The sequence below is a fragment of the Bacillus sp. ATD genome (assembly GCF_050585765.1).
GTDB classification, from domain to species: Bacteria; Bacillota; Bacilli; order Bacillales; family Bacillaceae; genus Bacillus; species Bacillus stercoris.
Genome location: NZ_JBOBQH010000016.1, coordinates 19,878 through 41,280, shown reverse-complemented (window position 1 = coordinate 41,280; position 21,403 = coordinate 19,878). Strand labels below are relative to the sequence as shown.

The window sequence follows — 21,403 nt, the reverse complement described above, 5'->3', positions numbered from 1 at the left end:
TTGCTGTTTCGCATGGAGGATGGACGAGCAGTCCACCTCTATGAGCCTTTAAGAAAATACGAGCTGCTCCAGCAGCTTAAAAATGGATGGAGGGTTATTGGTGGTCTCAAGGAGAGAGTATCTTTTAAAACGTCTTACGGAAGATTTCAGGATGGTTCCAGGTCACGGACCGGATCTTTCTAAGATGACAGATGAAGAACTTGAAAAGCGATTGAAATTTTTAGAATCTGCTTTCAAGATGGCTTGGGAAGAAGAGGACGAGGAAGGGGATATATATAAAACCGCAGCACAAGGCCCCGGTTTAGTTAATCTCGACAATTAATTATAACACGGGGAGTGCTGCAAAATGAACCGACCTATTGAACTTGAAAACTTACACCAACTTTCCGTTGGAGACTTGATTGAACGAAACAAAATAAAGCTAGTTATTCTTGACGGCAATGATGGCTGCGCATATTTAGCAGATACACCTGAGTATGGGAAAACAAGTGTTCAGACAACAAATGGTAAATTCTCAAGAATTAATTTTGATTATGGATATAAACCGTGAAAATGTTATTTTATCCTTGAGTTTATTTTTTTGTGAATTTTTAGGATAGGTAATTGACTTTCCGGAATGTAAAGGTATTCTTTATTCATGGAGGAGATGTTAACTTGCCAAGAAGTAATGATATTATTTATCTCAAAGAACTTTACCAAGACTTTAACGAATGGTTAAAGTTTTCAGAAGCAAAAAATGCTGGCTTATTAACTTTTAATGGAGCTTTATTATTTGGTGCGACAGAATATGTTCAACAGTTACATGGAAAGATGTCTTTAGGGTTAAAAACTTGTTTAATAATACTGATAATAAACCTATTAATTAATCTTTACTCATTTAAACCATCTAAAGGAGTAAAATTTAAAAACAACTGTAACTGCATGAATCAAAATTATCTTAATAACTTAATGTTTTATAAGAATGTAGAAAACTTAAACCAACAGTCTCTTATTAAAAGCCTAAACGAAAGATACGGTTTGGATATTTCCTATAATGATAACTATTCATATGACTTAGCGACACAAGTTATTTCAATTGGAACTCTTATAAAAAGGAAAAATAAATTTTTTAGTGTTAGTAGCACGATAACAATATTAGTTGTAATTTTATATATAATATTGGAACTTTTTTGATCTTATTAAAGTAGGTGTTAAATTTGGACTCGAAAAAAAGAAAGGCTATAAATGATATTGCAAACTCAATAAAAAATGCATTGGATTTGCAGATTCCTGTGGAAATTGAAAAAGTTCCTGAAATGTTAGGGGGCACTCTTATCTATGAAGAATTTGATGATGATAAGTTAGAGGCTATGATTTCAAAACATGAGGACAATTTCATAATTCAAATTTCTCCAAACAGTCCATTTAATAGAAGGAGATTTTCAATTGCACATGAACTTGGCCATCTTTTTTTACATATGGGTTATTTAATTGATGACAATCTTTGGCAGTCGGTTGGTGATTACAGGGATTCTGTCTACTATAGACTAGGGCACAGCACAGAAGAGTATGAAGCTAATGAATTTGCTGCTGCGATCCTCATGCCAGAACATGAATTTAAAGAAGTAGCTCGAGCTAATTTAGTTGATGGATTATTCAATATTACAAATATAGCTAGTGAATTCGATGTTTCAGAAGAAGCTGCAACCTTAAGAGGAAGATGGCTTGGTATTTTTAGTTGGGGTGATTAAATAGTGGGAAGAAGACCTGTTTCTGAACAGTTAATTAAAGATATACTATCTCAAGTAGGACTTGACGTGAAGGAAGATCTTAATAATAGTCAATACAATGGAGTGTATTTGTTCTTTTCGTTTGATTTAGTCAACTCCACCATATTTAAAACAACTAAGGAATGGCAACAGGTTTTTAAAAGGTTTTATGAATTAATAGAGACATTACTTCAGAATAAATATGGAGAGGAAATAAAGCTTTGGAAGTATATTGGAGATGAAGTGCTGTTATACTTAAAAGTAACAGAGTTTGATCAGATATATAAATGTGCTCCAATAGTTAGTAAAGTAATAAAAGATGTAATTCAACAGTTATACAAGGACTATCCTTATGCGAAACAGATAATATTTATTAAAAGTACTATTTGGTTGGCTGATGTGATTTATCAACAACCTAATGAGCCAAATAAAAATGAAACTACCGCTAAAAACATTGTTTTTTTTGTAGGTAACAATCCTGAATGGTTAGATGGCCCACAGGTTGACTTCTTAGGACCAGATATTGACTTAGGTTTTAGATTATCCAAGTTTGCCCAAAAATCAAAAGTGCTTATTAGTGCGGATCTGGCCTATATTTTGAATAGGAAAAAGGGAGAAATTGAATCATTTGAAAGAGAAGACAGGGTGGTAATTGATGATTCATATAAAATAGTTTCCTATGAAACTTTAAAAGGAATATGGAATAATCGACGCTATCCTATTATTTGGTTTGGTGATAGTTGGAGTAAAGATGATTATGATTATGATGAACATATTGAATCACTACTGGTAAGGAATGTAATCGAGGAAAAACATCAGGATATTAATAAAATTGGAAAAATAATAGCAGATTTAAATAAAACAAAAGATTTGGAAAATATAATCGGAAAAATTAGTAAGGTCAAAAAGGTAAATAAAAAGATTGGGGTAAAGTATAAAGTTCCTAGAGAAAGGTTAGCTGAAATACACTGTGCAGCTGTCTGTTTGGATAACAAAAATAGAGTATTCATAGCAAAACGTTCAGAAAGTAAAAAAAGGTTGGCGGGATTGTGGGAATTTGGTTGTGGCCAACTAACTATGAATCAATCTGTTAAAACATGTTTAGAGTTAAATTATAAAAATGACTTTAATGCTGATTTAGGTTTTTTAGAAGAAGAACCATTACCAGTAAAAACATATAATATACGGATAACGTCAGAAAAGAGGGTTGTGCCTGGCATTTTATTTGTTGCTGAAATATTAAATCAAGAAGATGAACTTAGTTATAATAAAGAAATACATTCTGAAATAAAGTGGATTGAAAAAGATAAAATATATGAATTAAGAGAAGATGAATGTGTTCCAGGCTTCCATGATACAGTTGAAAAGGCATTCAAAATATACGATTTATATAAAAATAAGTGAAACTAAGGACATTTGAAATCAGTTAATACTGATATCAGATGTCTATTTTAATTTAAAAAGGAGAGAATCTATGCAAGTAATTAAACAATTGTCTTTTCTTCCGGATGTAAATGAAAAAGAAGTAAGAAACACTGTTATTAAAGAGCTTAAGACATACAGATCTTTAAAAATTCAAGCGGAGAATAGGAAAGAGCAAAAGGAAAAGGGAGTCATCGGGTTATTTCCGCAGTTGCGGAAAAGCAGCGAATATAATGAGCTGAAGGTCAAGCAGATGGATAGGGCGCTAAAGCACTGCCTTGATCAAGACGAATACAGCATTATAGAAAAGAAATACTTGTCTCCGGAAAAAATAAAGGATCTTGAAATCATGATAGAGCTAGGTCTCAAAAGAGATAAGTTCTACCAGGTGAAAAGACAGGCTATATACAACATCGCGACAGCGCTCGGAATAATCTGAGCGCTGTTTTTATTAACCAATTAAGCATAAAACAGGTTATAATATTTAGATCAGGGGGGAGATAAATGAGTTTACAAGTACCACCTTTATTATTTAAATTTATTAACAAAGAAAATTTATCGGATTTCATAAATGAAGGAAACTTATTTTTTAAGAATACTGGATTTTTTATTGATTTGGAGGAAAAAGACGGAGATACGATATTTGGCGATAAATATGAGGGCTCACATTTTAGACATATCGATCCTAACAGGCACAGTATATTTATTGGATACAAAGGAAAAAACATACCAGTAGAGTTTGAAGGTGGTTATTTCACTAAAAAATATGAATCAGTTAGAGACTTTCAATTAACCTGTTTTGTTGCTCCTAATTTTGAAGATTTTACAAATAAAGATAATAAAACACTCAGGATTAAAAATAGTGTTATTGAAGAACTTAAAAGAGAATTTAAGGATCGTGCGGTTATAGTCATTCATAATACTTATGGTTTTGTTGATGCATTAAAAGAAAGTGCAGAAAAAAATACCTTAGGTTTAAAGGTGGGAAAGGTTAATTACTTTGATCCGCGTAGTGAGACACCACTAGATGATAAAGAGTTTGAAGAAGACATAGCATTAGCCTTTTTTTATAAACGCAAAACATATCAATACCAAAGAGAATTTAGAATTGTCACTCAGCAACCAATTAAAAAAGATAATATCAAAATTCATATAAGAAATATTAAAGATTATGTTACTTTAAGAGATGACATAGATGCTTTAAGTGAAACTAATTTTGAAATAATATAGATAAAAAACACTCATAAAGAGTGTTTTTTTATTGCTGTTAAAACAGATAAAATACCGACAAAAAGCCGACAAAATGGGGGATAAAATGGGTACTTTTTTCAACCGGGTTTTGTCATACGATAGAGACAAGAAAACGAACGTGAATAACAGTCCAAAAAGGAGATACCTACGGACGCTGATCTTTTGTACATGCGATTTTGTACAGCTGATTAGTGGCCGTTTTTTTTATGGCCATACCAGGAGACGCACCTTTCCTTTATCAAGTGTGAACTCGGATGTATCGAATGACTATGAAGGTCGTTAGCTTCACAGGAGGAGCGGCTGGAGTCTATGCAGTATTGCGCGCGATAGTCACGGGGAACGCAAGCGGTGAGATCCCGCTTGCAAGGAAAGTCTTAAACCGGCTCTCCATTTTCTTTGCTTACCTCCTGGGGAAAATCGGCGGGCCACAAATAAATACAAGCGAATAGCGTAAGGCGGTGCTTATTCGGCAAGGAGTAATGAAAGATGAAGATGAGAGACGTTTTATCTGCTGACACGAAACAGCAGCTTAAAAAAGTGTTAAGTCCTTCAACAAAGGCAGATGAACCTTTGACGAGAAGGGATTGGGAAGAAATCATGGGAACGAAACGTGACACCTTCAGACGTGTAGGCGGCCGGATCCGGAGAAAGTGAAATGATGGGAACAGCCGTCATGTATCGGGAGTATGGCTGCCGGTGCTTTGGAGAGGGATAGGAGCACAAAACAAAATAAGGGAGGAAATCGGAATGGCTTCATTAAAGGGAGTAAGCGCCAATCCAACAAAACAGAATCATACTTGAATTCCTAAATATTGAAAAAATACCTCCGATATAGTTTTAGGAGGCGATTTTTCATGAGTGAAACCAACGAAATAATTAAATTTGGTGATATCAAAAGTGTTCTAGATTATCTGGAACAAATTAAAGATGACTTACATAACAAAACATTATCTGAACAGATTGAATTCAAAGCTGAAGTCAAAAATCGACATGATAAAAGACAAGTACATATGCTTCTAGGGAGGCTTGAAGATCAGTTCAAAATTAGAAAAGCTTTAAGTTATTTAGTTACAGCTCTTTTTGCAATAGTATCTTTTGCTATAGGAAGTCTTACGAATTTTTTTGTGAACAACCTACCAGATACAGAATTGAAGTCTTATACAGCCCCTGTAATAATATTTCTATTTTATATACTTGCTTTGGCAGGATGGATTTATCTAGCATATGACGAAACGAGTAGATTAAGAAAAATAAGCCGCTACAAAAGATTAATCCAAGAGTGTTTTGATGAAATGCCGGAGAAAAAATATTTTAGAAGAAGAGTATAAAAAAGTACCAGACACCTTACTGAGTAAGGTGTTTTTTTATTGGAGGCGATACATCATGGATATTAGAACTATACCAGTAGAAAAGATTAACCCCGCTCCCTACAATCCCCGGATTGATCTTCAGCCAGGTGATCCGGAATACGATGCCTTGAAAATTTCCATAGAACAATTCGGATACATTGATCCACTTATCTGGAATGAAAAGTCCGGCAATCTTGTTGGTGGTCACCAGCGATACAAGATTCTAATGGAGGAAAGTCCAAAATATATCACCGTCTCAGTTGTCTCCTTAGATGAGGATAAAGAGAAGGCTCTTAACATCGCATTAAATAAGATCAGCGGTGATTGGGATGAGGAGAAACTTGAGAAAGTTCTTTCTGAATTAAAAGAAGCTAATTTTGATATGAGTTTCACCGGGTTCTCTGATGAAGAGTATAAAGAGCTGCTGGAAAACTTACCTTCAGATACTGAGATAGATACAGTTGAAGAAGATGATTTTGATGTTAAAGAGGCCTTAGACAAAATCACAGATCCGGAAACTAGGTACGGAGATAAATGGCAGCTTGGTCGCCACATTTTAGTATGTGGCGACGCAACAAAATTAGAAGACGTTAAGAAACTGATGGGTGAAAATAAGGCGGCGCTCATCGTCACAGATCCACCTTACAATGTGGCGGTTAGAAGTGACAGCAAGAAATTAAATGATGAAGGCCATGCTTCAATTTTAAATGACAAAATGGGAGCAACAGAGTTTGATGATTTCTTAAGAGCTGTATTCGTAAATTATCTTGAAGTAATGAACGATGACGCAGCTATCTATGTATTTCATCCTTCATCGTTTCAGATGGCATTTGAGAATGAAATGAGAAATGCAGGGATGGAGATCCGTTCGCAATGTGTATGGGTGAAGAACGCACCTACGTTCGGTTGGTCCCAGTACCGCTTTCAGCATGAGCCAGTCTTTTACGCTTACAAAAAAGGGCGTACTCCTGCCTGGTATGGAGACAGAAAACAAACAACAGTCTGGAAAGCGGGTCTTGAAACAGAGTTACCTGAACCTTCAACAGTTTGGGAAGTATCCAGAGGTGATGTATCTAAGTATGTGCATCCAACACAGAAACCGCTGGAATTGATAAATATCCCGATAGCAAATAGCAGTAAAAAAGGTGATATCGTCCTTGATTTCTTTGGGGGGAGTGGCTCAACGCTCATGACTTGCGAACAAACAGATAGAGAATGTCGTTTACTCGAGTTGGATCCGTATTTTTGCGATGTCATTAAAATGCGTTTTCAAGAAGCAACTGGAGAGGAGCCAGTACTTATTAGTTCTTTATAAATAAAAAAGAGGGTGCTACTAACACCCTCCCTTTCTAAGCAGAGAGAAACTCCCTGTCAAAGAGCGTGATCAAGACGCGGCCGCGTTGTGGGAAAATATCACGCTCTCATCTCATATTGTAATGGAGGACAGGGAGGATGGCAATAGAAAATAGAAACATATGTTCCCTTTCTGATGATGAAAAAGAGAATCTCCTTCTCCTGCATAGCGCCGAGTTGTTAGAGAACATCAGTCAATCAAAAGAGAAATACCGAAAAATCATTCAGGCAAGTATCGCCCGGTGGGTCAAAGACTTCCAAAGTGGCCATATCAAGGTGAATACTGTGGACGATTTGAAAAAACTCATAGAGCTTGATATAGAGCTTCAGAAAGATGAAGAGATTTGATTAACTAGATGGTTGAGAAGAATATTCGTAATTAATTTCTATTCTATTAGGATTGACAGTTGCGGCTTGCAATTGACCACCAGATGCATAGATGACTCTAACTTTGCCACCTTGCCAAGCAGGTTTTCGAATATAAATTCTTTTTGGAGTTTCGAATATGCCTTGAATTGAAGCCGTAATAAAAGTATCGGGATTGAATGTTGGTCTGAATTCTGGTTCCTCAGAATAGTCTTCATGATGGTTTTGAGGATAGTAACGATAATCACATGGAATTGGAACAAGTTGATATTGTGGGTAATAATAATACACTTTAAATCAATCTCCTTTGAAGTTAATTTACAAATTATGTATATGAAGGACATTCTCCTACTCGGAACAGGAGAAAATACTCATTTTAAAAACAAACACAAACTTAATTATGAGGTCCGGAGGTGGGTGAGATGTAATGCCGAGACCACGAGATCCTAAACGAGACGAAGCGTTCCGTCTGTGGGAAGAAAGCGGCGGAACCCGCTTACTAAAAGATATAGCTGAGGAGCTCGATTGCTCCCCGTCACTTATTCGTAAGTGGAAAAACCAAGATCATTGGGAAGAAAAATTGAATGGTAACGTTACTAAACAAAATGATAAACCCAATGGTAACGTTACTAAACGCCCTGGCGCTCCAAAAGGAAGTAAGAACGCCAAAGGGAATAAGGGAGGAAAAGCGCCGCCTGGCAATCAAAACGCCAAAGGGAATAAAGGAGGCGCAGCCCCCAAAGGAAATAAAAACTCTGTGCGTACTGGCGAGTATGAATCAATCCTATTTGATTTCATGGATGATACAGAAAAAGAACTGTTTGGCCAGATCGAAACAGACCCGCTCTATCAAATTGATCTAACAATAAGAGAGCTGAGTCTTCGAGAGCGGCGAATGATGCAGAGAATAAGCCGCATAGAGAATGGCTTGAATGAAACGCAACGCCGTGTCCTTCAGCAATTGCGAAAGGTAAAAGACATCGTTCCGACCAAGGACCAGAAAACAGGTTTAGTAAAGCACCAGGCACTTATGAATGAGCGCCTTGTCGTTACTGAAATTGAAGAGGTATCTGAGCCGAGTGTAGATAAGATTCTTCGTTTGGAAGAAGCGATGACTCGCGTCACTGATAAGCGGTTAAAAGCAATCCGCCAGAAATACGAAATGATTCGATCCATGGATGAACATGAATTAAAGCTGCGCGGCATTTATCTAACAAATGAAACGAAGCAAGCAGAGCTTGAACGACTCACAGCTCGCCCGGTTGATAATTCAGTTCACATAACGATAAAGCGCAAGCGTAAGGATGAGGACAAATGATTGAAAAGGTAAAGCCAGTAAATCCGCATTTTGAGGATTTTCTTTTTGATTGGAATCAAAAGTTTCAGTTTCTAGTCGGCGGTTATGGATCCTCGAAGAGTTATCATGTGGCACTCAAGATTGTTCTTAAATTACTGGAAGAGAAGCGGACCGTTCTTGTCGTAAGGGAAGTATACGACACGCATAGGGACTCAACCTTTTCCCTCTTTGATGAAATTATCAATGACCTTGAGATCGATCATATTGTTAGATGCGTTTCTTCACCAATGCAGATCCGCTTTCCGAACGGCGGCCGGATCATATTTAAAGGCCTAGACAAGCCGGCCAAGCTGAAATCGATCAATAACGTTTCTCTCATATGGATTGAGGAATGTTCTGAGGTGAAGTATGAGGGGTTCAAGGAGTTGCTTGGACGTCTACGTCACCCAACATTGCCGCTTCATATGATTCTTTCAACAAACCCGGTCGGAGAAGATAACTGGACATATAAGCATTTCTTCAAAGATGACCGCCAAAAACGGTTTGTGCTCGATGATAAAGAGCTATACGAAAAGCGGACTGTCGTAATTAATGACACCTATTATCACCACTCAACAGCGGACGATAATTTATTTCTTCCAGGAAGCTATGTGCAGCAGCTTGATGAAATGAAAGAATACGACCCAGACCTTTACCGAATTGCGCGGCAAGGTCATTTTGGCGTGAATGGAGTTCGTGTGCTGCCGCAATTTGAAGAGCGGCCACATGAAGAGGTTATGACAGCAATCGCTAATATTAATCGCCCGCTTAAACGAGTAGGCATGGACTTTGGTTTTGAGGAATCGTATAACGCCGTTGTCCGGCTTGCTGTGGACCATGAAAAGAAATACCTCTATATCTATTGGGAGTATTACAAAAATGGAATGACGGACGACCAAACGGCTCAAGAACTAAGTGAATTTGCTGAGACAAAGGAGTTAATTAAGGCGGACTCAGCGGAGCCCAAAACAATCCGATATTTTCAGCAGCAAGGATTCAACATGGTGGGCGCCCACAAATATAAAGGATCCCGCCTTCAATATACAAAGAAGATCAAGCGGTTCAAGAAAATCATATGTTCTGCTCGATGTGAGAATACGATTTATGAGCTGAAGCCGCTCACCTACGCTAAAGATAAGCTGGGCCATATCATAGAAGATGAGTTCACCATAGACCCGCATACACTTTCAGCGATATGGTACGCGCTTGATGATTACGAGGTAACCGATCTGAAAGAAGAATCAAAAGGAAGACCTAAACGGTCAAGACCACGAAGCAGAGAAAGGGGGGGAAGTGAATGAGTAAATCTACAGTTAAAGCGCGAGTATTTAAAGCTGCTCCGCCTAATGAAACAACAAAGCAGATTTATGAAGATGAATTTGCGGAAATGTACGGAGAGAATATCATAACCCCGCCGTATAACCTGAAAGAGCTTAAACACATCGCAGAGTATTCGACGATCTTACAACAGTGTGTGGATGCGTACAAAACCAATATAGTAGGCTTCGGCTTCGAGATGAAATACTCAAAGGATATCAATTCTGATGAAGTGGATTCTGCAGAAAAAACGGCAGCGGATAAAGAATGGCAGCAGCTTGAAGAATTCATCAAGTATATTCATTTTGATGAATCAGCTGAAACATTACTCGGCTTTAGCATAGAAGACCGGGAAAAGACCGGCAACGGATATATAGAAGTGATCCGAGACGGAGCCGGGAAACCGGCTGGCATTGAACATATGGCATCTGAGTATGTCCGAGTTTGCTCATTATCAGAACCTATTGAGGTTCCATACAATTATTTTGAGTCAGGTACATTAAAGAAGATCCAGCGTCAAAAGCGCTTCCGGAAATATGTGCAGATCATCAATGGAAAAAGGGTGTTTTTCAAAGAATACGGAGACCCTCGGATCTTGAATTCCGAAACAGGAGAATATGATGAAAAGACTCCTTTTGATAAACAGGCCAATGAGGTTGTGCATTTTAAAATAGGGAGCGGAGCATATGGGAAGCCGCGTTGGATTGGCCACATTGTTAATTTATACGGTGCGCGTAAGGCTGAAGAGTTGAATTTTATGTACTTCAAACAGGGCCGGCACGTTCCCGCTGCTATAACCATTGAAAATGGAATGCTGTCTGAAGACTCATATAAGCAACTGCAGGACTATATGAACGGTCTTGAAGGTGTGGAAAACGCTCATAAGTTTCTTTTGCTTGAAGCGGAAGGGATAGCCAAGGGCAAAAACATTCAAGGTGATGAGGAAATCACGCCAGTTAAAGTGGAAATCAAGTCACTGGCTGAAATCCTTCAGCAAGACGCATTATTTCTTGAATACGATCAAAAGAGCAGGGACAAGCTCCGCTCCGCCTTCCGGTTGCCGCCGCTCTATACTGGCGAAGCCCAGGACTATAACAAGGCGACAGCTGACACGGCCAGAAAGATCACTGAGGAACAAGTATTTCAGCCGGAAAGAAAATTAATCACAGGTAAGTTGAATGCTTTATTCTTAAATGATCTTGAAATTCATAAGGTTGAGCTGCAGTTAAAAGGACCGGATTTCCGGGATCCTATCGAGATAGCAAAGGTTCTGACTCCTTTTATTAATGCCGGCGCAGTCTCACCGAATGATCTGCGTGATCTGGCTGGACGTATTCTTGGTAAGACGCTTGAAGAATGGCCAGAGGAAGAGTACAGCAGGCCGATAGGTAAAAATACTGCTGCGCCCGCTTCTGATCCTTTGGCTACGCTCTTTAAGTCGAAAAGCGGGACTCCTAATGTAATAGGGATACTAAAAGACATGCGGGATGTTCTGGAGGATCTAAAGCGATGAACAAAACGGATAAGCTGCTGGAGAGTTTAAATCTCTTTATTCAAAAAGCCGAGGAAGATGAGAGAGAGAAGCTCGTGGAGGGTATTCCTGATTTCCCCGGCCTCTCTATGATACCCAAATATGTGGAGGAATATGAAAAAGGCATAGCCAGATTGCTCAGACGCCAGCGTAAGAAGCTTTTAGATGGTCTGAATGGTTTTATAGGCAAAGACTCAAAAGAGACGCTGGAAGCCCTTCTAGTGTTTTTTACGCAAAACCTATTTGCCGAGGACGACTTCGAGGAAGAATTTCAGGAGCTTACCGAGGGATTTCTGCAGCAGACTGTTGAGGAGCTCGCTGAAGTGATCATGGATTCATTGGATCCAGATGTCCCATTTGAAGCTTTATCAACCAGGGCAGCGGATTGGATCAAAGGTTGGTCTGAAAAGTTGGCCAAGATCATGAAGCTGAATACTCATGAGGCAGTGGAAAACGTTCTTACAGATGCTATAGAAAACGGCTCTTCCATCCAGGACATTGAGCTGACGCTTAAAGACATGCCGCAGTTTGATAGGGAGCGGGCCCGGACCACGGCCATAACTGAAGTGCTTGCCGCTTCCTCTGCCGCGCAGCATGAATCATATGCACAATCGCCGGCAATTAAGAAAAAGAAATGGCGTCACAGCAAGGGGAAGAAAAACAACCCACGTGAGAATCACATCGACCTTGATGGCACAGTCATTGGAGTGGACGAAGAATTTCAGATACCTGGTAGCAGCGAGACCTGCATGTTTCCGAGGGATCCTAAGCTGTCAGCAGGCGAGCGGGTACATTGTCATTGTGTTCTTTCGCCTGTGGTGGATAACGATATTTTAGGATTATCAGCAAAGGAAAAAGAAGAGATTCGAAGAGAAGCCTTAGCAAATATGGAATAAAATTGTATAATAACCTCATCATTGTAATGGGGGTACTTTATGCTTGTAGCTAATATTAATTGGCAAGAGATATCACATTTTATATCTTCTTTATTGAATTCAAAGTTTATAATCACCATATTTACATCCTGGCCTTTAGCAATTGTCATCATTGTTCTGCTTCTTCGCAAGGGAATATTGGATAAACTCCGCCAGTTAGATAGTTTTAATTATAAGGATGGGACAGCAACTTTTATTAAAGAAGAGATTGATAAAGCAAAAGCGTTGAATGTGGAGGTTGAGGTGCCTAAAAAACTGAATGATACGAGCGAACCTGATGAGGAGCCTTCTGATGCTAATAATGTTAAGGAAGTTTATGAACCTGCCTATAAAGATTATGGTTATATTGACGATTACTTTGCACCGCGTCGGATAATACTTTCATGGTCAAAGGTAGAGAGTAGGATTATAGAAATTTGTAGAAACTACGATATTAAACTTAGCACGCTTTATAAACGGGTCAAAGCGTTAAAATATGTTGGGGCAATTAGTGAGAATACATTTAAAACTATTACATCCTTGTTCAATATTAGAAATGCAGCGGAGGCCCATCCTAACTCTGTAAAAAAAGAAGACGCCAATAATTATGAAGCGTTATGCAATAAAGTAATCAAGGATCTAGAAGATATTTAAACCTCAAGCAATTTGAGGTTTTTTCTTTTGAAAGGAGGTGAACAACATGCCAAGAGAATTGGTAAACGCAAAAATCACACATGTTTCTTACGTAGACAAGGCTGCTAATCAAAAGCAGTTCTTTTTTATGAAGTCAGAAAAACAGCCGGACTTTCAAAAGGAAGTCAAGGTCATTGCGAAAGAAGCAAACGAGCAAAAACTTGTGTACGGGATCGTATATGAGCCTGATACAGTGGATGCTCACGGGGATTTCATGACAGCTGCAGAAATCGAAAAGGCCGCTCATGGCTTCCTGAAAGATGCTCGTGAAATTGATAAGCAGCATGACTTTCAGGGCGGTGTCGGGGCGGTGGTTGAATCCTACGTCGCACCCGCTGACTTTGTAATAAATGGGGAACTCATAAAAAAAGGATCCTGGGTCCTTGTGACAAAAGCCTCCGAGGAAATATGGGAGGAAATTAAAAAAGGCGAGATCACCGGTTATTCCATGGCCGGCATCGCAGATATTGCAAAACAAGAAGAAAAGCCTGTTTCTCAAGGAAAACACGACGAGAAAGGGCTTTTTAATTTGTTCAAAAACTTTATCAAAGGTAATGCACACCTTATTAAAGGTGCTGTACAGGACAAGTATGATGAGGGGCGTAAACGCCGTGAATTTTGGGCGGCTCAAGATGCTTTAAATTCTGCTTTGTTCAAATGGGATTACTCCGAAGGTATGGAGACGGATCCCGAAAAAATCAGAGAAGCCTTGCAAGACTTTGTGAATATCGCCCAAGAAGTGTTGATCTCTAATGACATTTTGAAAGCGATCGGATCAAAGCCTGAAGAACTGCAAAAGGCCGGCCGGAAATTCTCGGCTTCAAACTTACAAGAAATTAAAAGCGCTCATACCGCTCTCGGCAATTTGCTGAGTCAGGTAGAGACGGAAGGAGAGGAAGAAGAAATGAACGCAGACGATGTAGCAAAATCCATCGAAGAAGCATTAGAGCCAATTAAGAAGCAGCTCGCAGAATTAGAAAAAGATGAGGATCCTAAAAAGAAGAAAGACGAGGAAAAAGTAGCTGAGGAAGAAGAGGCTAAGAAGCTGAAAAAAGCCATCACAGACGCTGTTCAACCGCTCGCTGATCGTATTGAAGCGATTGAAAAAAGCCGCGGAATTTCTAAGCAAGATGAAACAACTTCCGAAACTGAAACACAAGTTAATAAATCAATCTGGTCAGGGCTCCTTTAAACCCTGACTTTTTTCATAAGGAGGAAATGAAGTGACAAACCAAGAGGCAATTAGAAAAGCAGAAATGACGCTGTCTAGTTTAAACACAGGCGGCTTAATGAACCCTACCCAGGCTAGTGCATTTATTCGCATGGTCCAAGATGCGCCAACTATTTTAAAGGATGCGCGTGTCATTCCAATGGATCATGATACTCAGAAGATCGAAAAAATCGGGTTTGGCCAACGTATTTTGAGAGCTGCGCAAGAAGGAGTTGGGCTGACTAAAGATCAAAAGGCAGTTCCGTCAACCAGCACAGTTAACCTAAGCACAAAAGAAGTCATTGCAGAGGTTAACATTACCTATGACACACTTGAAAACAACATTGAAAAAGAAGGTCTGCAAAATACAATTATGCAAATTCTAGCTGAACGGGCGGCAGTTGATATTGAGGAATTGATCGTTAATGGTGATAAAACTTCCTCTGATCCGTACCTTGCACAGCTGGATGGTCTTCGTAAACAAGCGGTTTCTCATATCGTGGATGTAAACGGTGAAGAACTAACAAGAGCAACCTTTAAGAAGGGTGTAAAAGCTGTTCCTTCTAAATATTTGCGTATTCCGCAAGATTTCCGTTTCTATACTTCACCTGGTCTTGAGGTCGAGTGGAAAGATCGTGTGGCTGATCGTCAAACAAATCTAGGGGATGCAGCTGTTCAAGGTGGCCTTTCTTCTGCTTTTGGTATTCCGGTTAAAGGAATTTCCAATATGCAGCCTTACACGATTGGTGAAGCAGAGGCGACAACAGATGTTTCTGATATCATTCTGACTCATCCGAAAAATATCATTCTTGGATTCTCTCGTAATATTAGAATCGAAGTTGATAAGGATATCCGCCGCCGTATGTTTGTTATCGTTCTGACAGCTAAGCTGGACAGCACTTTCGAAGAGGAAGATGCTGTGGCTAAAATCGTGAAAGTGAAAGAGTAGGTGAATAAAAGATGGCCGACAAATATACAGCGGAGTTGATAGCAGGCCAGACATACGATGTTATGGGGTACGTCTTCCTGCTTAATCAAAAGCGTGAAGTGGAAAAGACAGTTTATTCTTATTTGAAGAATAATGACCAGTTTGAATGTCATCTAATTAAAGAAGAGCCGAAAGAAACGGAAAAACCAAAAAGCGATGATGACACGGCATCAAAGAAGAAGTACACAGAAACAGAATTGAAGGGCATGAATAAAACTGAACAAGAAGCCATTGTTACTGATCTTGGCGGCAATCCATCTGACTTCAAAAACGCAGACGAAAGAATTGCCTTCATCCTTAATCAGCAAGAAAACAGTGGGGAGTGAGCGGCGTGTTAATCACACCTGTTGACCTAAAGGATTACACTGTTTTTGATTCTGTAAGGGATCGGCCTGATCCCCTTCTTACTCAGGACATCATAGAAGCTATAGCTGAAATAACATATCAAGTTGGCCATGATTTTTCTGGCCCTGAGTATGATCCGCTCCCTGAAACGGTTCGGCTGGCTTTATTAAAAATGGCGCAGTATTTCGCGTTAATTAATTCTGATGAGTCAATCACCAAAGGATATACAACCGAGAAGATCGGAGACTATTCATATTCTCTTGGAAACGGCAGCTCTATTCAAAAACCAGATGTCTACACACTCATTAAAGATTATGTTGTATCATCTGAGCCAAGTTTGGAAGGTACAGAAGTAAAAATGCGAATGAGGTCCATATGAGCTATCGATCTTTATTAACTCATCGATGCGATGTTTATCACCTGCAGGAGAAAGCGGAAAACAAAAAACAATCCTTTGGGGTGCCGGTTGAAGATGTTCAGCCGGCTTTTTCATATCCTGAAGTTCCAGATATAGCTGGCCAGCCGTGTTACTTCACAGAAAAGAACCAATCCATTGTGCAGCAGGAACCGAACACGGCCATATATCAATCATTTCTGGTCCATTTCCCAGCCTCTGCAGATATTCGTTTGAACGACAGGGTGGTTTGGGAAGGCACAGCTTATAAACTACAGAAGCCGCGCAAGATCAGGAATCATCATTGGGAAGTAACGGCAGTCCGGGAGGTGGAATACTTGTGAAAATAAAGGGGCTTGATCAGTTCATACAGTCATTAAACCGGGCTTCTCGAGGCGGGCTGCAAAGGAAGTATGAGCAGTGGCTTGAAGCTATGGGTTATGAATTTATTGATATCGTACAAGACGAAATCATCAGGACAAAAACAGTAGACACCCGCCGCTTGCTCAATTCCTTTCAACGGGGTGACCAGGACAATATTTTTTCAATGACATCAGGAAGCTTAAAACTGGATGTCGGAACAAATCTGGAATACGCCTCCTATGTGAATGACGGGCACTTTACAATTGATCCGTCTAAAAATCAGGATCGCCGGTGGGTCCCCGGACGCTGGAAGGGTGAACGGTTCGAATATGATCCCGCTGCCAAAACCGGAATGCTGCTGAAATTCCAATGGGTTGATGGATCCGGATTTTGGGATAATGCTATGGCCATCTTTGAACTAATGTTTGAGAGAAGTCTTGAGCGGAAGCTGCAGCAGTGGATCGACGCAGAATTTTAAGGCGGTGCTGCCATGAATCAAGAAGTGGGCTCAATTATGGGCTACCTATATAAACTGTATCCTGTACAAGTGTATGAAAAAGAAATACCGCAGGACTTTGTTGTCCCATCTCTTTACATTCCACCGGCTTCCACAGTCGATGGGGTGGACACAGTATCTACGTTTCAAAAATCCTATGTTTTAAACGTGAAACTCTTTCATAAGAACGCGCAGGAGGCTCATAACGAAGCGGAAAGGATCGCGGATACACTTAGGAGTAAGAGGGGGTTAATTCCGCTCATTCGGGAATCTGGTGAAGATACGGGGGATTTTATTCGCTTATCACGTATAGAAACCCGTATCTCAGATGATTATGCGAGCATTGTTCTAAATTGGACGAGTCGCTATTGGTATGAACGAGAACAACATCCTTCTCTTGAAAACTTTGAATTTACAAGCGGGGTGAAATGATGGCCACGAAAAAGGAAAAAGCAGAAAATGCTTTTGATATTAAGGATTTACGAGAGCACAGTCGAGAGCTCTTTGGGGTTAGGCCCGAGGTGTTTGACGGTGCTCTTTTTCATGTAGAAACAGAAAGAATCACTAAATCAGAAGCGAAGAAGCTGATCGCTCAGTTTCTTCAAAAGGAGGTCAAATAAATGAACGGCGGAACATTTACAGTCGGCAAGGAAAAAGAGCGTGCCGGTATTTATTTTAACTTTAAAACGACCGCAGAGGATAGGGTATCAGTAGGCGAACGCGGAACAGTTGCACTGCCGATAGCGTCCAGCTGGGGAGAGGTTAAGAAATTCATTTCTATCTCTTCCATCGAGGACTTGAATAAAAAAGTGGGGTTGAACATTGATGATCCTTCGTTGTTGCTTCTTCGTGAGGCAATGAAGAAGGCGAGTACAGTCTTGCTTTACCGTTTGACGGAGGGGCTGCGTGCTCAAGCAGACATTAGCGAGGGCGTAAAGGCAACCGCTCTTTATGGCGGGACTAAAGGAAACGACATCATTATCAGAATTACAGAAAACGTTATTGATTCTTCAAAAGTGGACGTCACAACCTATCTTGATCAGTCAGAAGTCGATAAGCAAACGGTATCTAAAGCTGAGGAACTGAAAGCAAATAAACTTGTCGAATTTACAGGCAAAGGGGATCTAACAGTTTCGATTCCACTAACAGGCACAGCTCCGGAGGACGTCAGCGGGGATCTTCCGGCATCTTCCGGAATCCGCTTGTCAGGTGGAACAGACAAGACACCGACAAATGCTGATTACACAGCTTTCTTGGAAGCGGCTGAAACGGAATACTTTGACACAATCGCGCTGCCTGTTGAGGATAACGAGCAATTGAAAGCGACGTTTGTCGCATTCATCAAAAGGCTGAGAGACAATCAAGGCTTAAAGGTTCAAGGTGTACTCTCTAATTACAAAGGCGATCACGAAGGTATTATCAATGTCACAGGCGGGGTTCTGCTTGAAGACGGAACGGAGATCAGTCCGGAAAAAGCTACTGCTTGGGTTGCTGGCGCCAGCGCGGGTGCAACGTTCAATCAATCGCTTACGTTCGTAGAATATGCGGGAGCAGTGGACGTCCTTACTCGACTGGATAATGACCAGGTAATTCAACGGCTGACGAACGGGGAATTTCTGTTTACTTATGATTCTCGAGACAAATCTGTTTCTGTTGAGAAGGATATTAATTCTCTCACAAGTCTTACAGCAGAGAAGAATAAGATGTTCCAGAAAAACAAAATCGTGCGGGTGCTGGATGCAATCAATAATGACCTGACATCTCAATTGAAGGCACTGATTAAGTCACGTAAAGCGAGCGGCAGCGACGTTCCGGCTACAAATGACGGCCTTCAATTCGTGAAAACGTTGATTACTCAATACTTGAGTGTTCTTCAAGATAACGGGGGCATTACCAATTTTGATTCAGAGAATGACATCGCAATTGCTCTGAATAGCGATCGTGACGGTTTCCTGATTGATCTTGCTGTGCAGCCAGTAGATGCAGCTGAGAAATTCTACTTTAACGTGGAGGTGAAGTAAGGTGGCTTTTAAAGCGCAGAATACGATATCTGGTAAAGAGGGACGCCTTTTCTTGGACGGTGAGGAACTGGCGTTTATCAAAACATTTGAAGCGAATGTAGAGAAAAATAAATCGGAAGTCAACGTTATGGGACGCCGCATGACCGGTCATAAAACGACAGGCGCAAACGGAACAGGCACAGCGACATTTTATAAAGTCACATCCCGCTTTGTGCAGCTGATGCTTAATTATGTGAAAAAAGGTGAAGATCCTTATTTTACCCTGCAAGCCGTGCTTGATGACAAATCATCCGGCCGTGGGACTGAGCGGGTTACTCTCTATGATGTGAATTTTGACTCTGCGAAAATTGCAGGGCTTGACGTTGATTCTGAGGCATTAGAGGAAGAGGTACCGTTTACCTTTGAGGACTTTGATCTTCCTGAACAGTTGAAATCGACTTTTTAAAATAAAAGGCGCAAGATTTTATAAGCGCCTTTTATTTATTTTTCCTTAAAAATATTTTTTTGGAATTTAAATATGTTTTTTAAAGTTTTTATAGAATTGCAAAAAACATTCAAAGAATATATACTCAATATATATTGTTCGATCGCACAATGCGGTTAGAACAGAAAAGTTACAGGGTTAGCATTTAAGATTTTTGCATAAAATATAAAAAGCCAGAGTGGGGGGCACTCTAGCTTTTAAAAATTGAAGCTACCTATAATGTCTTGTCGGACGAATATTTCGTTTATATCTTTTATACGGCTTATTCCTCCGTCGTTGACACAAACAGACTTTAGACACTTCCATGTCTTTTGATACGTTTGTGTCTTTCTTTTTAAAATATTCTTTAACCCTTAGTGCTAGATTAGCACACGTGGCTAAAGCTTGTAGAATTTGAACAGTGGTCATTGTATTTCACCTCCCATCGGGGGCACTTACAGAAACTCATTTACCACCCTCCTTCACATTTAAAGTTAGGTAGATAGCTTCAAAAATCTATTATACTGAATAATATGGAAAATGGGAAATGCATTCAGCATCTGTTGAATGTGTTTTTTTATTTTTGAAATGCATTTCGCATTTAAGAAACTAAAAACGAGAGGAATTTATGGGAATCTAGGGGAATCTAACGGAATTTAGAGGAATCTATAACTTACCACTTGATTACTCTGATTGTTAGCATTAATATTGATGTTAACAAGTTAACTTTAGTACTAACTTTAGTACTAACTTTAGTGTTAGTACCAATATTAAAGGCATTAAGGTATTCATGAATACCGATGTAATGCATTTCGTATCTCTTGATTTTTTCATGTATTTCTTTTTATAGAAATGCATAAAATAAAAAAAGACCCGGTGGCAGCCGGGTCGGTACAAATGAATGAGGCCCAAGTGGGCTGGCTTTAAGGTGTTCAAGTGATGATAGACCTTCCCCAAAGTTCCGAGGCTCAAGGGAGGTCTATTTTTCTTTCTTTGACAACGTGGCAACTAACATGCCAAAAGCAATCATTAAATAGATTGTTTCGAAAGTTGTCATTGCATCACCCCCTTTCTGCTGGGGATGAGCCAGACCACCCTTAAGAAGCCGATTCATTTTGTACTTAAGCCATATTGTACCATAACACTCTCAAACTCTGAGAGTGTTTTTTTATTGACTAAAGACAACCAAAACAAAAACAAAAGGAGTAATTAAAATGAGCGAAAAACAAAACGAAAAAGTATATGATCTTTCATTCTTTATGCCAGGACAAACAATCGAAGCGGAAGAAGTAGAAGTGCCTATTTCAAAGCGATTTGTGGACAAGCAAGGAAAGGTGATTCCGTTTGTATTCAAAGCTATTACCACAGAACGAATTGATGAGCTTGAGAAAGAAAACACCACTTACAAAAATGTAAAAGGCCGCGGTCGCGTGAAAGAGTTGGACAACCAACGCTTCTATGCACGTATTGCCGTTGAATCGACTGTTTATCCAAACTTTAAATCTAAAGAGCTGCGCGAAGCTTACAAAACAGAGGATCCGGTGGAAGTTGCAAAGCGAGTTCTGTCTGTCGGCGGTGAATATGCAAACTGGCTGAACAAAGCAATTGAGATCAACGGCTTTGAGGATGATCCCGAAGATCTTGAAGAAGCAGCAAAAAACTAATAGAAGGCGGGGATAAAGAGACCGTGTATCTTTATTACGCTATGCACGAGCTCAAATATGCCCCGTCAGAATTACAAGAACTATATGAAGCGCCGAGAGAATTCAAGGCGCTCTTATATGGTTTGATCAGTTACAAGCTTGAGCTGTTAGAAAAGGAAGCGAAGAAGGGAGGTAAGTAA

30 protein-coding genes are annotated in these 21,403 nt (G+C 39.8%); 28 read left to right on the top strand and 2 right to left on the bottom strand.

All coding sequences use genetic code 11. The annotated features are described in order from the left end of the window. The first annotated feature begins 82 nt into the window (after window positions 1-82). The 11 genes from ACQXR1_RS21795 to ACQXR1_RS21745 all read left to right on the top strand — a co-directional run bounded on the left by ACQXR1_RS21795 (window position 83) and on the right by ACQXR1_RS21745 (window position 7,471). Window positions 83-322, top strand: a complete 240-nt coding sequence (locus tag ACQXR1_RS21795) for a hypothetical protein (RefSeq protein WP_430772849.1) — start codon at window positions 83-85, stop codon at window positions 320-322. A 24-nt stretch (window positions 323-346) separates the two neighbouring features. Then, entirely contained in the window at window positions 347-550 is a 204-nt protein-coding gene (locus tag ACQXR1_RS21790) for an XtrA/YqaO family protein (protein ID WP_430772848.1), read from the top strand. Between the two features lie 104 nt (window positions 551-654). Then, window positions 655-1,173 (top strand): hypothetical protein, encoded by a 519-nt coding sequence (locus ACQXR1_RS21785; RefSeq protein WP_010330153.1) that lies wholly within the window; start codon window positions 655-657, stop codon window positions 1,171-1,173. Between the two features lie 23 nt (window positions 1,174-1,196). Continuing rightward, window positions 1,197-1,730, top strand: coding sequence for an ImmA/IrrE family metallo-endopeptidase (locus ACQXR1_RS21780; RefSeq protein ID WP_188323447.1), 534 nt, complete (start codon window positions 1,197-1,199; stop codon window positions 1,728-1,730). A gap of 3 nt (window positions 1,731-1,733) precedes the next feature. Further along, window positions 1,734-3,152, top strand: coding sequence for a hypothetical protein (locus ACQXR1_RS21775; protein ID WP_430772847.1), 1,419 nt, complete (start codon window positions 1,734-1,736; stop codon window positions 3,150-3,152). Window positions 3,153-3,222: 70 nt separating this feature from the next. Then, on the top strand, window positions 3,223-3,609 hold the full coding sequence (locus ACQXR1_RS21770) for an ArpU family phage packaging/lysis transcriptional regulator (protein WP_430772846.1): 387 nt from the start codon (window positions 3,223-3,225) through the stop codon (window positions 3,607-3,609). 65 nt (window positions 3,610-3,674) lie between these two features. Next, window positions 3,675-4,400 (top strand): hypothetical protein, encoded by a 726-nt coding sequence (locus ACQXR1_RS21765; RefSeq protein WP_430772845.1) that lies wholly within the window; start codon window positions 3,675-3,677, stop codon window positions 4,398-4,400. A gap of 507 nt (window positions 4,401-4,907) precedes the next feature. Beyond that, the gene (locus ACQXR1_RS21760) at window positions 4,908-5,075 is read left to right on the top strand and encodes a hypothetical protein (RefSeq protein WP_213396563.1); all 168 of its coding nucleotides are present in this window, start codon (window positions 4,908-4,910) and stop codon (window positions 5,073-5,075) included. 200 nt (window positions 5,076-5,275) lie between these two features. Beyond that, a complete protein-coding gene (locus ACQXR1_RS21755; protein ID WP_430772844.1) occupies window positions 5,276-5,749 on the top strand; it encodes a hypothetical protein in 474 nt (157 codons plus the stop codon). Window positions 5,750-5,804: 55 nt separating this feature from the next. Next, entirely contained in the window at window positions 5,805-7,085 is a 1,281-nt protein-coding gene (locus ACQXR1_RS21750) for a site-specific DNA-methyltransferase (protein WP_430772843.1), read from the top strand. 137 nt (window positions 7,086-7,222) lie between these two features. After that, window positions 7,223-7,471, top strand: coding sequence for a hypothetical protein (locus ACQXR1_RS21745; protein ID WP_430772842.1), 249 nt, complete (start codon window positions 7,223-7,225; stop codon window positions 7,469-7,471). On the opposite strand, the gene ACQXR1_RS21740 is transcribed toward ACQXR1_RS21745, so the two are convergent. Further along, on the bottom strand, window positions 7,472-7,780 hold the full coding sequence (locus tag ACQXR1_RS21740) for a hypothetical protein (protein WP_430772841.1): 309 nt from the start codon (window positions 7,778-7,780) through the stop codon (window positions 7,472-7,474). It abuts the gene before it with no gap. A gap of 136 nt (window positions 7,781-7,916) precedes the next feature. Between ACQXR1_RS21740 and terS the strand changes: the two genes are divergently transcribed. From terS to ACQXR1_RS21665, 15 genes are read left to right on the top strand one after another with little or no spacing between them, the layout of a single operon-like run. Next, a complete protein-coding gene (terS, locus tag ACQXR1_RS21735) occupies window positions 7,917-8,807 on the top strand; it encodes a phage terminase small subunit (protein WP_430772840.1) in 891 nt (296 codons plus the stop codon). Next, window positions 8,804-10,126, top strand: coding sequence for a PBSX family phage terminase large subunit (locus ACQXR1_RS21730; RefSeq protein ID WP_430772839.1), 1,323 nt, complete (start codon window positions 8,804-8,806; stop codon window positions 10,124-10,126). Before terS ends, ACQXR1_RS21730 begins: the two co-directional genes overlap by 4 nt. Continuing rightward, window positions 10,123-11,655, top strand: coding sequence for a phage portal protein (locus ACQXR1_RS21725; protein WP_430772838.1), 1,533 nt, complete (start codon window positions 10,123-10,125; stop codon window positions 11,653-11,655). The genes ACQXR1_RS21730 and ACQXR1_RS21725 overlap by 4 nt, the downstream gene beginning before the upstream one ends. After that, complete coding sequence (locus ACQXR1_RS21720; protein ID WP_430772837.1) at window positions 11,652-12,569, top strand: phage head morphogenesis protein; 918 nt, start codon at window positions 11,652-11,654, stop codon at window positions 12,567-12,569. The genes ACQXR1_RS21725 and ACQXR1_RS21720 overlap by 4 nt, the downstream gene beginning before the upstream one ends. Window positions 12,570-12,608: 39 nt before the next feature. Continuing rightward, window positions 12,609-13,241: a hypothetical protein gene (locus ACQXR1_RS21715; RefSeq protein WP_430772836.1), complete on the top strand. Its 633-nt coding sequence runs from the start codon at window positions 12,609-12,611 to the stop codon at window positions 13,239-13,241. 46 nt (window positions 13,242-13,287) lie between these two features. After that, window positions 13,288-14,472 (top strand): XkdF-like putative serine protease domain-containing protein, encoded by a 1,185-nt coding sequence (locus tag ACQXR1_RS21710; RefSeq protein ID WP_430772835.1) that lies wholly within the window; start codon window positions 13,288-13,290, stop codon window positions 14,470-14,472. Window positions 14,473-14,503: 31 nt separating this feature from the next. Then, entirely contained in the window at window positions 14,504-15,439 is a 936-nt protein-coding gene (locus ACQXR1_RS21705) for a phage major capsid protein (RefSeq protein WP_430772834.1), read from the top strand. An 11-nt stretch (window positions 15,440-15,450) separates the two neighbouring features. Beyond that, a complete protein-coding gene (locus ACQXR1_RS21700; RefSeq protein ID WP_128737431.1) occupies window positions 15,451-15,804 on the top strand; it encodes a YqbF domain-containing protein in 354 nt (117 codons plus the stop codon). Between the two features lie 5 nt (window positions 15,805-15,809). Next, complete coding sequence (yqbG, locus tag ACQXR1_RS21695) at window positions 15,810-16,202, top strand: protein YqbG (RefSeq protein WP_430772833.1); 393 nt, start codon at window positions 15,810-15,812, stop codon at window positions 16,200-16,202. After that, on the top strand, window positions 16,199-16,561 hold the full coding sequence (locus ACQXR1_RS21690) for a YqbH/XkdH family protein (protein ID WP_225494296.1): 363 nt from the start codon (window positions 16,199-16,201) through the stop codon (window positions 16,559-16,561). The genes yqbG and ACQXR1_RS21690 overlap by 4 nt, the downstream gene beginning before the upstream one ends. Next, the gene (locus tag ACQXR1_RS21685) at window positions 16,558-17,058 is read left to right on the top strand and encodes an HK97 gp10 family phage protein (RefSeq protein ID WP_430772832.1); all 501 of its coding nucleotides are present in this window, start codon (window positions 16,558-16,560) and stop codon (window positions 17,056-17,058) included. The genes ACQXR1_RS21690 and ACQXR1_RS21685 overlap by 4 nt, the downstream gene beginning before the upstream one ends. A 12-nt stretch (window positions 17,059-17,070) precedes the next feature. Further along, the gene (locus tag ACQXR1_RS21680; protein WP_282627640.1) at window positions 17,071-17,508 is read left to right on the top strand and encodes a phage tail terminator family protein; all 438 of its coding nucleotides are present in this window, start codon (window positions 17,071-17,073) and stop codon (window positions 17,506-17,508) included. Further along, window positions 17,505-17,696 (top strand): hypothetical protein, encoded by a 192-nt coding sequence (locus ACQXR1_RS21675; RefSeq protein ID WP_430772831.1) that lies wholly within the window; start codon window positions 17,505-17,507, stop codon window positions 17,694-17,696. The genes ACQXR1_RS21680 and ACQXR1_RS21675 overlap by 4 nt, the downstream gene beginning before the upstream one ends. Then, window positions 17,697-19,097, top strand: coding sequence for a phage tail sheath family protein (locus ACQXR1_RS21670; RefSeq protein WP_430772830.1), 1,401 nt, complete (start codon window positions 17,697-17,699; stop codon window positions 19,095-19,097). A 1-nt stretch (window position 19,098) separates the two neighbouring features. Next, entirely contained in the window at window positions 19,099-19,542 is a 444-nt protein-coding gene (locus tag ACQXR1_RS21665; protein WP_010330125.1) for a phage tail tube protein, read from the top strand. Window positions 19,543-20,539: 997 nt separating this feature from the next. On the opposite strand, the gene ACQXR1_RS21660 is transcribed toward ACQXR1_RS21665, so the two are convergent. Then, window positions 20,540-20,617 carry a putative holin-like toxin gene (locus ACQXR1_RS21660; RefSeq protein WP_080015529.1) on the bottom strand — a complete coding sequence of 26 codons (78 nt, stop codon included), beginning with the start codon at window positions 20,615-20,617 and terminating at the stop codon, window positions 20,540-20,542. A 157-nt stretch (window positions 20,618-20,774) separates the two neighbouring features. Here ACQXR1_RS21660 and ACQXR1_RS21655 point away from each other — a divergent pair, with 157 nt between their 5' ends. Both ACQXR1_RS21655 and ACQXR1_RS21650 read left to right on the top strand, forming a co-directional pair. Further along, entirely contained in the window at window positions 20,775-21,224 is a 450-nt protein-coding gene (locus ACQXR1_RS21655; RefSeq protein ID WP_186453313.1) for a phage tail assembly chaperone, read from the top strand. A gap of 23 nt (window positions 21,225-21,247) precedes the next feature. Then, window positions 21,248-21,403 carry a hypothetical protein gene (locus ACQXR1_RS21650; RefSeq protein ID WP_430772829.1) on the top strand — a complete coding sequence of 52 codons (156 nt, stop codon included), beginning with the start codon at window positions 21,248-21,250 and terminating at the stop codon, window positions 21,401-21,403.

Excerpts from the sequence above, each read along its gene's own strand:
- ACQXR1_RS21795 (WP_430772849.1), top strand. The coding sequence starts at position 83 with ATGGATGGAGGGTTATTGGTGGTCTCAAGGAGAGAGTATCTTTTAAAA.
- ACQXR1_RS21790 (WP_430772848.1), top strand. The coding sequence starts at position 347 with ATGAACCGACCTATTGAACTTGAAAACTTACACCAACTTTCCGTTGGA.
- ACQXR1_RS21770 (WP_430772846.1), top strand. The coding sequence starts at position 3,223 with ATGCAAGTAATTAAACAATTGTCTTTTCTTCCGGATGTAAATGAAAAA.
- ACQXR1_RS21765 (WP_430772845.1), top strand. The coding sequence starts at position 3,675 with ATGAGTTTACAAGTACCACCTTTATTATTTAAATTTATTAACAAAGAA.
- ACQXR1_RS21760 (WP_213396563.1), top strand. The coding sequence starts at position 4,908 with ATGAAGATGAGAGACGTTTTATCTGCTGACACGAAACAGCAGCTTAAA.
- ACQXR1_RS21755 (WP_430772844.1), top strand. The coding sequence starts at position 5,276 with ATGAGTGAAACCAACGAAATAATTAAATTTGGTGATATCAAAAGTGTT.
- ACQXR1_RS21750 (WP_430772843.1), top strand. The coding sequence starts at position 5,805 with ATGGATATTAGAACTATACCAGTAGAAAAGATTAACCCCGCTCCCTAC.
- ACQXR1_RS21745 (WP_430772842.1), top strand. The coding sequence starts at position 7,223 with ATGGCAATAGAAAATAGAAACATATGTTCCCTTTCTGATGATGAAAAA.
- terS (WP_430772840.1), top strand. The coding sequence starts at position 7,917 with ATGCCGAGACCACGAGATCCTAAACGAGACGAAGCGTTCCGTCTGTGG.
- ACQXR1_RS21730 (WP_430772839.1), top strand. The coding sequence starts at position 8,804 with ATGATTGAAAAGGTAAAGCCAGTAAATCCGCATTTTGAGGATTTTCTT.
- ACQXR1_RS21725 (WP_430772838.1), top strand. The coding sequence starts at position 10,123 with ATGAGTAAATCTACAGTTAAAGCGCGAGTATTTAAAGCTGCTCCGCCT.
- ACQXR1_RS21720 (WP_430772837.1), top strand. The coding sequence starts at position 11,652 with ATGAACAAAACGGATAAGCTGCTGGAGAGTTTAAATCTCTTTATTCAA.
- ACQXR1_RS21715 (WP_430772836.1), top strand. The coding sequence starts at position 12,609 with ATGCTTGTAGCTAATATTAATTGGCAAGAGATATCACATTTTATATCT.
- ACQXR1_RS21710 (WP_430772835.1), top strand. The coding sequence starts at position 13,288 with ATGCCAAGAGAATTGGTAAACGCAAAAATCACACATGTTTCTTACGTA.
- ACQXR1_RS21700 (WP_128737431.1), top strand. The coding sequence starts at position 15,451 with ATGGCCGACAAATATACAGCGGAGTTGATAGCAGGCCAGACATACGAT.
- ACQXR1_RS21690 (WP_225494296.1), top strand. The coding sequence starts at position 16,199 with ATGAGCTATCGATCTTTATTAACTCATCGATGCGATGTTTATCACCTG.
- ACQXR1_RS21680 (WP_282627640.1), top strand. The coding sequence starts at position 17,071 with ATGAATCAAGAAGTGGGCTCAATTATGGGCTACCTATATAAACTGTAT.
- ACQXR1_RS21675 (WP_430772831.1), top strand. The coding sequence starts at position 17,505 with ATGATGGCCACGAAAAAGGAAAAAGCAGAAAATGCTTTTGATATTAAG.
- ACQXR1_RS21670 (WP_430772830.1), top strand. The coding sequence starts at position 17,697 with ATGAACGGCGGAACATTTACAGTCGGCAAGGAAAAAGAGCGTGCCGGT.
- ACQXR1_RS21660 (WP_080015529.1), bottom strand. The coding sequence starts at position 20,617 with ATGACAACTTTCGAAACAATCTATTTAATGATTGCTTTTGGCATGTTA.
- ACQXR1_RS21655 (WP_186453313.1), top strand. The coding sequence starts at position 20,775 with ATGAGCGAAAAACAAAACGAAAAAGTATATGATCTTTCATTCTTTATG.